The 11,552-nt window shown below is 46.3% G+C and carries 12 protein-coding genes and 1 riboswitch; of the genes, 8 read left to right on the top strand and 4 right to left on the bottom strand.

Features of this window, described 5'->3' with window-relative positions; genetic code table 11:
* Nucleotides 1–220 precede the first annotated feature (220 nt).
* Nucleotides 221–892, top strand: a complete 672-nt coding sequence (locus AC0WRU_RS05555) for a 3'-5' exonuclease (RefSeq protein ID WP_476127561.1) — start codon at nucleotides 221–223, stop codon at nucleotides 890–892.
* 44 nt (nucleotides 893–936) lie between these two features.
* On the opposite strand, the gene AC0WRU_RS05550 is transcribed toward AC0WRU_RS05555, so the two are convergent.
* The 3 genes from AC0WRU_RS05550 to AC0WRU_RS05540 all read right to left on the bottom strand — a co-directional run bounded on the left by AC0WRU_RS05550 (nucleotide 937) and on the right by AC0WRU_RS05540 (nucleotide 3,139).
* Nucleotides 937–1,920 carry a helix-turn-helix transcriptional regulator gene (locus AC0WRU_RS05550; protein WP_476127560.1) on the bottom strand — a complete coding sequence of 328 codons (984 nt, stop codon included), beginning with the start codon at nucleotides 1,918–1,920 and terminating at the stop codon, nucleotides 937–939.
* 106 nt (nucleotides 1,921–2,026) lie between these two features.
* A complete protein-coding gene (locus AC0WRU_RS05545; protein ID WP_476127559.1) occupies nucleotides 2,027–2,758 on the bottom strand; it encodes a hypothetical protein in 732 nt (243 codons plus the stop codon).
* 225 nt (nucleotides 2,759–2,983) lie between these two features.
* Nucleotides 2,984–3,139 (bottom strand): hypothetical protein, encoded by a 156-nt coding sequence (locus AC0WRU_RS05540; RefSeq protein ID WP_162833919.1) that lies wholly within the window; start codon nucleotides 3,137–3,139, stop codon nucleotides 2,984–2,986.
* 305 nt (nucleotides 3,140–3,444) lie between these two features.
* On the opposite strand from AC0WRU_RS05540, the gene AC0WRU_RS05535 reads away from it, so the two are divergent.
* The 6 genes from AC0WRU_RS05535 (at nucleotide 3,445) to queF (ending at nucleotide 7,761) form a co-directional block, all read left to right on the top strand.
* Entirely contained in the window at nucleotides 3,445–3,885 is a 441-nt protein-coding gene (locus AC0WRU_RS05535) for an SH3 domain-containing protein (RefSeq protein WP_025685160.1), read from the top strand.
* Nucleotides 3,886–3,910: 25 nt separating this feature from the next.
* Nucleotides 3,911–4,615: an AIM24 family protein gene (locus tag AC0WRU_RS05530; RefSeq protein ID WP_476127558.1), complete on the top strand. Its 705-nt coding sequence runs from the start codon at nucleotides 3,911–3,913 to the stop codon at nucleotides 4,613–4,615.
* A 70-nt stretch (nucleotides 4,616–4,685) separates the two neighbouring features.
* Nucleotides 4,686–4,729: riboswitch (PreQ1 riboswitch) on the top strand.
* 134 nt (nucleotides 4,730–4,863) lie between these two features.
* The gene (queC, locus tag AC0WRU_RS05525; RefSeq protein ID WP_476127557.1) at nucleotides 4,864–5,547 is read left to right on the top strand and encodes a 7-cyano-7-deazaguanine synthase QueC; all 684 of its coding nucleotides are present in this window, start codon (nucleotides 4,864–4,866) and stop codon (nucleotides 5,545–5,547) included.
* Complete coding sequence (gene queD, locus AC0WRU_RS05520; protein WP_476127556.1) at nucleotides 5,540–6,031, top strand: 6-carboxytetrahydropterin synthase QueD; 492 nt, start codon at nucleotides 5,540–5,542, stop codon at nucleotides 6,029–6,031. Before queC ends, queD begins: the two co-directional genes overlap by 8 nt.
* Entirely contained in the window at nucleotides 6,024–6,830 is an 807-nt protein-coding gene (queE, locus tag AC0WRU_RS05515; RefSeq protein WP_476127555.1) for a 7-carboxy-7-deazaguanine synthase QueE, read from the top strand. The genes queD and queE overlap by 8 nt, the downstream gene beginning before the upstream one ends.
* Nucleotides 6,831–7,263: 433 nt before the next feature.
* Entirely contained in the window at nucleotides 7,264–7,761 is a 498-nt protein-coding gene (gene queF / locus AC0WRU_RS05510; RefSeq protein ID WP_025685165.1) for a preQ(1) synthase, read from the top strand.
* Nucleotides 7,762–7,929: 168 nt separating this feature from the next.
* On the opposite strand, the gene AC0WRU_RS05505 is transcribed toward queF, so the two are convergent.
* Nucleotides 7,930–9,699, bottom strand: a complete 1,770-nt coding sequence (locus tag AC0WRU_RS05505; RefSeq protein WP_476127554.1) for an acid phosphatase — start codon at nucleotides 9,697–9,699, stop codon at nucleotides 7,930–7,932.
* A 241-nt stretch (nucleotides 9,700–9,940) separates the two neighbouring features.
* On the opposite strand from AC0WRU_RS05505, the gene AC0WRU_RS05500 reads away from it, so the two are divergent.
* Nucleotides 9,941–11,389, top strand: coding sequence for a tetratricopeptide repeat protein (locus tag AC0WRU_RS05500; RefSeq protein ID WP_476127553.1), 1,449 nt, complete (start codon nucleotides 9,941–9,943; stop codon nucleotides 11,387–11,389).
* Nucleotides 11,390–11,552: the final 163 nt, after the last annotated feature.

Genomic DNA, 11,552 nt, shown 5'->3' with positions numbered 1-11,552 from the left:
TCCGGAATCCCAGTGGTTTCGGACGCTGCTGTATGTCAGGAGGTTATTTTTATGCGTTAGTCCAAACTCATTTGGACATCGCATATTTTTTTCAAAAGCCAGCCTTTTAGACGCTGACAAGTTGTGAACCGAGAGGTATGATGGAGAAGACCCATTCGGGCAGAAAACATCCATCTCATTCTCTAACGGGATCAGTTATATGTGTGGAAGGAGCACAAAAATGCAATATATTATTTATGATCTTGAGTTTACCGTTAGCCGTAACGCCAGATATTCCTCCGAAATCATTGATATTGGTGCCGTCAAAGTCATGCAGGGAGACGATGGTCTGTACGTTGCAGACACGTTTCACAGCTTTGTCAGACCTTCGAATCGGCCTGTGCTGTCTACGGATACCGTGCAGTTTACCGGTATTACTCAACGGGACATTGATGCGGCCCCGCTCTTCCCTGAAGCAGTGAAGCAATTTATCGCATGGCTAGGAACAGACTCAACCTATTACTTGTGTGCATGGGGGCCAGATGACCGTCAGAAGCTCGTATCCCATTGCCGCACCCATCATGTGGACCTCCATTGGATTCATAATACGAACGATATACAAAAACAAATCTCCCGTCTGTCCGGCTCCAATGGAAAATACCGTCAACTAAGCCTGTCTCAGGCGCTGGAGCTGTGCAACATTGACTTTGATGGTCAACAGCACCGTGCGCTGGACGATGCACTGAATACCGCTCAGGTTTTCATGCATCATTTTGATCGTATTACATTAACCCATAACGCTTCCGACGATGAGGAAAGCCGGGGTTCGAAGCTTGTATACTCCTCACCGGAAGAAGAACAGGAGCAATACAGTCCATTTGGCAATCTCGCCAACCTGTTTAAGGACCGTTAGGCGGATAGCACCCCGGCCCGTTCCGGGGGATCTATCACCCCTTGTCATTCGTGATTCCCTGCCTTTTTATCGGAATAAAACGCCCCCCAGGTTCGGAGCATTTCCTGCATTCGCTTGCGGTATCGCAAAGGCTCCAAAATTTCCGCCTCCGCTCCATATTGAGTGAGCCAGTCCAGAAATTCACCATCATGATTAACCGTTACCTCAAACAATAGACTTCCATCCGGCAAATCCTTGAGAAAAGGCTTGATGAACAGCTCCTCTTCTTTGACCCGATATACAGATTCGGCAGAAAACCTCACCACAAACCGAATATTTTGGTTCCCCTTGGTAACCGACCAGGTTCCCTTAAAAAACATTTCCATTTCAGAAATATTCTTCTGAAACGTATACGGCAAAATCCTCAGATTTCGAAAACGGCTGATCCGAAAGGTTCTCATGGCGGCTTGCTTGTGACAAAAACCAAGCATATAAAAACGCCGATCCTGCGGAACCAGACAATAAGGATCAATCTGAACCAATGATACATCTTCATTTTGAGGCGAACTGTACTCCGCTTCAATAGTCTGCTGTGTAAGACTTGCCAAAACAATCAGCCTGAGCAGATAAGGCTGGTTTTCCCGCTCAAGTGTCGAGCCGAGCCGGACGATATTTTTCATTTCCTGCGCGAAGCTTGTCTGGTCCATCTTTTTTTTCTGACTGGAGGCCATCACTTTCTCATAAGCACTTTCAAAAGCTGGTGGTAAAAGAGGCTTTACGGTTTCCATGACATCCCCCAGCTTGGCAAAAGCCTGTGCCTCTTCTTCCGTCCAATTGAGAGGATACAAGGCGAAGTTACTAATAAATATGTATCCTTTGCCATGCCCCATATTGGCTATTGGAATATGCATAGCGCTTAGAGCCTCCATATCTCGGTAAATGGTGCGTTCTGATGTTTCACAACGTTCGGCAAGCTCTCTTGCCAATATCCCCGGATTTGCCTGAACAATAGTAATAATCCGCATTAACCGTATCAACCGATCAGTCAAGGAAGTCTCTCCTTTACAAAAAGATAGCAAATTAGACTCACTATATTACATAAATAAACTAGTATAATTGCCTACTTTAAATTTTAATTTCGGTAAAGCGAACATCCTATACAGATATTCCTTTATTAACAAAGACTTTAGAACTATACGTATTAAATGATTCAAAAGACCTACTCCATTTATTGCGTACGGCAAAGAGTAATTCAGCTTCTTCCAAATATTCCATGTCTTCTGTTCTCGCCGCCCGTATAAGCAGTTCATCTGCTTGTCTGGTAAGGACCAACGCCCCTCGCTCATGCTCCCCCTTCTCGTACATACGCAATGCTTTCTTCACAATCGGAGCCGTCTCATTCAGCTTTATGTATTTCTCCACCTTTGGGTTGGATGGAATGCTCAGCAGACCAAGATGATGCGTGTAATGGATATAGAGCTGATCTGTTCGAATCTGCGTCCGTTTCTCCTGAGTTGGCTTACGCCAGCTCCACTCCATTAATCCAATGGTATGTCTTCCGGAAGAGTGGGCCGGTATAAAAAATGACAAAATAGCCTGCTTATACTTCCCCCTCCGCAGATCACCACAGTGAACAAGCATGCACTCTCCGTCTTCGGAGCGATTGAAGCTGAGCCTGGCCCCATCCACTTTTAATAGATTTACCCCACTCTCTGGAATGAACCGGAGTTGCAGGTCACATCCAACTGTTTTCGGCATTAAAGTCCCTTTTCTTTTACGTATAGCCCCATGGCCCCATTCTATCAGCAGATTTACTTGTTCGGACCCATTCGCAGATATAGACTCTTTGTCCCATGTGTACGTTACGTTAACCATTGACTTCATCACTGGTAAATTCCCCCTAAAAAGAACATGTAACTCTAAATTAACAGTGTTATCTGACACTATATTGTCAGGGAACGTAAGTTCGTTGCCGAAAATTATACATGGTAATCTATAGGAAGGGGGAGTATATCAATAAATAACATTTTAGCCCAATGAAATTGCATAATTACGCAAAAAAACAGCCTGGCATAAGCCGGGCTGCATTATAGTCTCTTTTCATATATAAAACTAAGAATTTGTAGTTTTTGCCAAAGAAATATTCGCTTTTGTGCAAATATCGGAAACAGGCGCAAAAGTTATGCTGTCCACCACCAGTTCCTTCGACAAAGGCTTTCCGTTTACGGTTATTTTTAACGTTTTATAGGTTTGTTCTTTTTCGTTCATCGTTCATTTCCCCTTCTATATTCTTGCTTAATATATTTATACTCATTTCTGTTCTTCATCCATATAGAGTTGGCTCTTGTATGTGCTCGCCAGAAAATTACCGGAATGTTTCTGCTTCCTTGATATACCCGTTTTGAGGTACACTTAAACTAAAATATCGACTTTTTTTGTAAATATTTCTCCCGGATTTGTCATCCTGTTATTCTAAACTTTGAACCCTAATCATTACACTGTACGTAACCATAAGATATGGGTAATTATGCTTATCATTTAACATCTTGGTGCATCAGAAGGAGGAATATCTCTTGGTACGACAAATTTCTCGCTTTGCTTTCTGCCGCCGTGTCGTCTGCGCTGCTGTAGCGCTTATGTTTATTTTTGGAGGAACCGGAGTTCCGGGAGCGCATGCCGCCTACTGGGATGATGTATACCAGGGCTTTGAGCAATTTTCCAGGCTGCCTGGCGATGTATATCAGCTCAAGGAAAGCTATAAGCAAACGCAGGAAGAGCTGCAAAAGGCCCGTAGCAGCATTGAGGCTTATCAGGAGCAAAACGCACAACTATTACAGCAAAATCGCAAGCTGACCGACACCGTTACCGAGCTGAAAAATCTTCAGGTTCAGCGCGATCAGGCTTCACACCGTAACAGGATGCTGATCCTCACAGCCGTCATTCTGCTGGCTGGTTATTTTATCGGTATCCGCTTGCTGCGTTACGGGATGCGTCGACGTTCAAGAAGATACTAACCGCCTGAAAGGATGAAAGGTCAGAATGGACATACAAGCAGGACAACACCATGATGAGAGCGTCGGTTCGGTCGTAACGCTTGATCTGGCGGAGGGAGAAAAGCTGCATGTTCTTCACCCGCAGCAAATCATCGCGTACCGCGGGCCCAGCTCAGGTCGTAGCGACAAGCTGATGAATATTAAAGGCATGTACCGCAAGCACAAGCTGATTCAGGCCGATTTTACAGGAGCTTGCCGTCTGATTGCCGCACTTCCCCCCGGCTTCAGTCTGAAAATGATTGAGCTGGAAGGAGGCGATGATCTGCTATACGATTTTCGCAACCTGTTCTGGTACAGCTCCGGTATCCATATGCGCACCAAGCTGCTGAGCGTGAAAAACATGTTGTTCAGCCGCGATGTCATTAAAATGAAATTCGACGGCATCGGGCAGATCGGTCTATTGACTCAGGGACTGGTATGCCAGGAACAGCTTCATCCAACAGATCCAATATATGTCGATGCAAGCAGCGTCATTGCCTATCCCGAAAACGCTAAGCTGGATCTGACAGTGTACGGCAACCATCTGGCCAGTCAGCATATGAATTATCATTTTAAAATGACCGGACACGGTACTGTGCTTTTTCATGCGGGTGAGCATCATCGACGGCTCCAGCAGGATATGAACGACGATGGCGTGATCAAACGCTTTTTAAGGGAAGTCATTCCATTTGGCGGAGTGTTTATCAAATAGCCCTGCCATGCTATAATAAAGGCGTCTGTCCTCTGGCAGACACCAAATGAAGAAAGTCCATGCGTCATGCATGGGAGAGGTTCGCGAACTCCCTCTATAAAAAACTAACGATGCTTTGTCCTCCGCAAGAAAAATGAATTCGCGGGGCAAGGCCTGTTTTTTGTTGAAGCTGGTTCAAGAACTCTCCTTCTTCCATGTGACAAGACTCCATGTCTTGCACCATCCCAAGAAGATCGAGAGGTTTTTTTATGTTTACCAACGAAAAAGCAGTCGTCGTATTCAGCGGCGGCCAAGACAGCACGACCTGTTTATTTTGGGCAAAAAAACATTTTGCCGAAGTAGAAACCGTGACGTTTGATTACGGTCAACGCCACAAGCAGGAAATCGAAGTAGCCGCCGAAATCGCCCGCGAGCTGGGTGTTCCGCAAACGGTACTGGATATGAGCCTGCTTAATCAACTAGCCCCTAATGCCCTTACACGCACCGACATTGACATTACTCAGCAGGAAGGCGAGCTGCCCAGTACCTTTGTAGACGGCCGCAACCTGCTGTTCCTCAGCTTCGCAGCGGTGCTCGCCAAGCAAAAAGGAGCACGTCATATCATCACAGGCGTTTGTGAGACGGATTTTAGCGGCTATCCCGATTGCCGTGATTCGTTTATTAAATCACTGAACGTTACTTTAAATCTTTCCATGGACTATCCCTTCGTCATTCATACCCCGCTCATGTGGTTGAATAAAGCCGAAACCTGGCAAATGGCCGATGAGCTGGACGCCTTTGAATTTGTGAGAACCCGTACACTAACCTGCTATAACGGCATAATTGGAGATGGCTGTGGCGAATGCCCTGCCTGCAAACTACGCCGCGCCGGGCTGGAACAGTATCTGGCTGTACGTGAAGCTTCGTCGCAAGGAGTTGAAGGCCATGCGTGAGCCGGGCACCTTCCGTATCGTCGACAAGCTCCAGCAGTTCGGGACGGACATTGAACGCTCCCAGCTACGTTACCATCGCAAACGCGTACTGGTCAGCAAGCAATTTACATTCGATGCAGCACACCATTTGCACTGCTACGAAGGCAAATGCAAAAATCTGCACGGACATACTTATATCGTCGTTTTCGGCATTAGCGGCATACCAGGCGAAACCGGTCTGACCCTTGATTTTGGTGATATCAAAACAATCTGGAAAGAGCGGATCGAGCCTTATCTGGATCACCGCTACCTGAATGAAACGCTGCCCCCGATGAATACAACGGCGGAAAATATGGTCGTCTGGATCTTCGAACAAATGGAGTCCGCCCTGACCTCGGAAGCCTACCGCAATCGTGTGGAAGGCGGACGCACTGAATTTGTGCGGTTGTTCGAAACACCTACCAGCTATGCCGAATTTCGACGGGAGTGGATGCTGGATGAGTAATATCACGGCGACTCACCAAGCAGCCACACCTTCCCGGGGAACGAAAACAGCCCCTATCCCTGTACTAGAGGTGTTTGGTCCTACCGTTCAGGGCGAAGGCATGGTCATTGGGCGCAAAACGATGTTTGTACGTACCGCAGGCTGCGATTACCACTGCTCATGGTGCGATTCCGCCTTTACCTGGGACGGCAGCGCCAAGGATCAGATCCGTCGTCTCAGCGCCGCAGACATTTGGCAGGAGCTTCAGGCCATCGGTGGCACACGGTTTTCACATGTAACCCTTTCCGGGGGCAACCCGGCCCTGCTGCCGCAGCTTGGAGAGCTGATTACCCTGCTGCGAAGCCAAGGCATTGCTACCGCCGTCGAAACTCAAGCCTCCCGCTGGCAGGAATGGCTGTATGATATCGACGAGGTAACCCTGTCACCCAAGCCGCCCAGCTCTGGTATGTCGACCAGCTGGGACGTGCTGGATGACATCGTAGCCCGCCTGTCAAATCGGAAGATTGCCGGAGAGTCTCCAAAGCCTTACGCTGGAGCTTGCAGCTTAAAGGTCGTCATATTCGATGACACCGATCTTGAATATGCCCGTACGGTTCACGAGCGCTACCCGCACATTCCGCTGTTCCTTCAGACTGGCAACCCAGATGTGAACACGGAGAACACCGGACAGATCGCGGAGTCCCTATTGCATCGTTATGAATGGCTTATTGACCATGTCATGGACGATTCACGTCTGAACGACGTACGGGTACTGCCGCAGCTCCACACCCTCGTATGGGGCAACAAACGCGGCGTATAGCACTGATAAGTAATATATTCCGTAGGGACTGGATGTGCTCCACAAGCACACCAAATTTATACGAAGTACACTTTCGACATCCAAAGTTATTAACAAGAGAAAGTTTCGTCTGTAAGAACGGGGTTTCTCAATAATGCTAATGCTCCTTTAATAAAGGAGCAAACGGATTAACCACTACTCACCCACATTTTAAACGAGTAGGGACTTTATGGTGTTGACAGCGGTCGGCAGCGGAGCGGAGGATTTGAAGCTGGAGAAGCGCCAGCGTTCGCCTTTGAAATGGGATTCTAACCTATACATCTTTTACCTAATCCAAAAGAATCCCATTTCAACAGCGATCGGAAGATCAAATCCTTCGCGGAGTGTCACTAACCTCCCCACCACCATAACTCCCATCTCGTTTACCAAACTAAACTTAAGGAGCCTCACCACTATGACCGGAAGAACACCCGAAGAAATGACCGACGTTACCCTGCTTGGCAATCAAGGCACACAATACACCTTTGCCTATGATCCCGCCATTCTCGAAAGCTTTGATAATAAACATCCGTACCGTGACTATTTTGTAAAGTTCAATTGCCCGGAGTTCACCAGCCTCTGCCCGATTACAGGACAGCCGGATTTTGCCACCATCTACATCAGCTACATTCCCGATATCAAAATGGTCGAAAGCAAGTCCCTCAAGCTGTACCTGTTCAGCTTCCGCAACCACGGCGATTTCCACGAGGACTGCGTGAACATCATCATGAATGACTTGATTAAGCTGATGGACCCGCGTTATATCGAAGTATGGGGCAAATTCACGCCGCGCGGTGGCATCTCTATCGACCCGTACACCAACTACGGCAAGCCGGGAACGAAGTACGAGCAGATAGCGGAGCACCGTATGATGAACCATGATATGTACCCGGAGACGGTAGATAATCGTTAATATTTTACGCAATTTCACTTATCAATGATTTGCTATTGTAAAGATACTTAAAACCTAATACCCACATCATTAAACAGTGAAGTGCACCCTTAGAATTGACATGGGAATAACCCTTCCGTTATCCAATGAATTCTAAAGGTGCACTTCAATTGTTGTATACCGAGTTTATTACTTTGTGACCTTTAACTGAATGCTGTCGGCATTGTAGACAACCTTCACTTTGTACTTGCTTGGCAATCCAGTGGTTTCAATGGAAGTAAATGTTCCATTTCGTTTACCATAAGTCATGATCGTGGCACCGTTAGCTGGTACATATTTGTTTGAAAAATTCAGACGCAATTTCCCATTAGGTATTGCAGTGCCTTTAATTTTGAGCAAATCATTTTTACTCAGAAGGTTGAGCTCAAGTGTACCCTTGGCAGATTGTTTGTAATTTCCGCCGATGACCAGCTTTCCAGAAACATTTTCAGTGAGGGTACCCCCGTTGTTCGTAACATCCCCACTTCCGAAAGCCGTTTCCGAATTCCCCTCAAGTGTGCCTTGGTCGATCTGTGTACCGCCAGAATACGTATTGTTGCCCATCAGCTTCAACGTACCTGTACCCTTTTTGGCCAGCTTTCCAACGCCGGAAATATTGTTGCGCCAGCGATCCAAAGCATTGAAACCACCTTTGGAAGCGTCCATGGTCACGGTAACGTTATTGGCGAATGCACCATAACCATCTGCGGCGGCAAAGAGATTAAGCCGTCCCCATCCCTCAGCATCATCCAGTACAGGATAGCCGGAAGGAAGACCTGTAGTAGCCAAAACCCAGCGACGTTGCGTGCTGTCCAGGTAAGGCAGACGCGTTTCCAGTAGCACCTCAGCTCCCTTAGGCACCGTCATTGCAGTCGTGGTTGGGTTAATTGGACTGAATCCGTATGTCAATCGTTGGGTATAGCTTTTTTTATTGGCAGAGTAATTGCTGAACCGATCCGGGGCAGTCCCCTTTTGCGTCAACAATTTACTGTGAGCATCCTGATAAGCCGCTTTTTTCAAACTGCTATTGGCTGGATCAGACAGAATGGCAGCCGCCGTCGCCGTCGCCATGACGCGCCCTCCCATAACATCAAGCGGCGAATGCATACCGGCAACAATACGGTTGTTGCCTAGTTCAGACGCTCGCGTAAGCAGTTCCTGGTAACGCTCTGGTACGGCATAGGCCATAGCAATAGCGCTAAGATACGCGGCATTGGTATGACCACTAGGAAAGCCGCCATCCTTGCTCGGATCAGAATTTTGAGCAGGAAGCAGAGTCGGAACTACGACTGAATTATTGCTCCAACGAAACGGACGAGGATAGCTAAAGTAAGCCTTGGCCGAGCTCGTCGAAGAGTAATCACCACGCAAGGTATTGACCAAATTCACGATATTGCCAAGAGCGGAACTCGTACTACCTGCATTGGTTCCGGCATCTTCATATTTTTTAGTCAGGGCATCCGCCGGAATGTCGTTGATCGTTGTATTTGCACCTGCATTCTTTCGATATACATCGGTAAGCGAACCCAGGCCGTCGATCACGCTGTAGCTCTGGTTTCTGCGATCATCCAAATAAGCCGCATCTGCCTCACTTGAAGTACGGCGAGCAGCCATATCAATAACTTTTTGAATATTGGCGTCCAGTACGCTACTGTTCAGCTTGGTACCTGTATCCCAGGTAGCGCCGGGAGTCCAAAGTTTATTAAATCCGGAAAGCAGCCCGATGGTCGGATTAGAGCTTTCCGTCTTATTATCAGAGCTATTATTTTTATAATTGTCTACGAAATATCCCCACGACGGTTCTGTTGGAGTTACCGTTGTTGGCATGGTTGCCGCACTCGCATAACTTCCACCTAGGGAACTTATAAGTAAGGGTACAGATAATAAAGCAACTGACAATGGTTTCCTTAGCAATTTCATTCTCAAATCAGATCCTCTCTTCTCTTGTGCTCTTCATATCTCTACGAAGCTATTACCTATACAACAAGTTGTATGACATAAAGAATCATATCTTTAGTTTGTTAAATGAAGAGCATGGTTTTGTTAATTTATTTTTGCTTATGTACATGATCATCCACTCCAGAAAACTTCCTCCCTTTGAAAAGAAGCGGCTATACTGATATCTTTATCAGTATGAAACTTTTATGAGGAGTGTTTTGAATTGACACAATTAGGAAGGAATGATCTCTGTCATTGCGGCAGTGGTAAAAAGTATAAGAAATGCTGTTTAGACCAGGATCAACAAGCGCAGCGGGAACAGCACAGCTCCTTTCCAAATCAGGAACCAGGAAACAGCACTCAGTGGCAGGAAAGAATTGAACACACAGAATCACGACAAAAATTCAGAAAGCTTATAGGCAAACTGAACTGGCCAACAGAAGCACAATATCAACTGGCTGACGAGCTTTTTATGGCCCTTTATGCGGAAAATAACTTAAAATCCCTAATCGTACGTGGATGCCTCATGGAGACATTACTGCTCTGGAATAACTTCTGTAACTTAAACAGCCCATCTTTCCGTAAACCTGGGGGTTATAAAGCTGCTCTTGAGTATTTTTTTCTAACTGAATTTGGCATGCTGGTTACTCAAGCTGATCTCGCAACCAAGCATGGAGTCTCCGTATCCAGTCTGTCTAATAATTTGCGAAGATTGGAGGATTTTTTTGAAGAATATGGGACGGAAAATGATAATCTGGCAGCTCTGACCTCGTCTAACAAAGTTGAAGAGATGACCGCTTATTCCGAACTCGAACATGAAAAAATGCTAAGAAAAATTCAGAAATTAATGGAATCCCAGGATCATGAAGGCCTTGATAATGCTCAGAATTTTCTGGCTTTGCAATTAAACAACTCTGAATTATTGAGGAACGATTCTCCGATAAGCTTGGAGGAAAAGGCCTACGAGCTGATGATCAGGGCTGAATCAGAAACTTCCCTTGCAAAGAAAAAGAAACTCATCAGCCAAGCGCGAGAGCTTGATCCTAACAATGTAGATGCTTTGCTTATGCTTTCGAAACTAGCAACAGATATTTCAGAAGCCATTAAGCTGGCCAATTCTGCTATGACATATGCCCGAGATGAACTGGGTGAGGACTTTTTTGTGCAAAACAAAGAATATTTCTGGGGGATGGTCGAGACTCGCCCCTACATGCGCTCGAAGGAGTTGTATGCCAAACTGGTGTATACATCAGGCAGAATTAGTGCCGCTTGTGAACAATATGAGCAATTACTAGCATTAAATCCCAATGATAATCAGGGGATTCGGTATAGCCTGCTTCTTTGTTATTTGGAATTAGAACGCTTCGAACAAGCAGAACAGCTACTGCAATCCTATGCAAATGAAGGATCAACGGAATTTCAATACGGTAAACTGGCTCTGGAGTACCTTCAAAATGGAGAAACTGCGAATCTGACTTTTTTGTATAAGCTGGCTCGTAAACAAAATCGCCATGTCCCGGCCTATCTGCTTGGGAAAAAAACCTTGCCTTCAACACAACCCCAGTACATGACACCCGGCGATATAAATGATGCCGTTCAGTATGTGGATTCTCATGAAAATCTTTGGGCTCGGTTATATGGATTGGTCGAATGGATGAGAAAGCAAGCCTAGGCAACATATGAAAAGGATCTGCTCTCCGGGTTAAATGGAGGGCAGGTTCTTTTCCATTTTGAAGCTATCGGTTTCAAGCTGCCTATATGCAGACCACCTTTAGCTAAATCAAGCAATTGCGAGTAAGCAGCAGGATGGGAAAGAACCAGCGAGTAAAGGTGGC

It is taken from the genome of Paenibacillus sp. 1-8 (assembly GCF_056316205.1).
The sequence above is the reverse complement of the archived record's forward strand: the minus strand, read 5'-3'. Positions and strand labels throughout refer to the sequence as shown.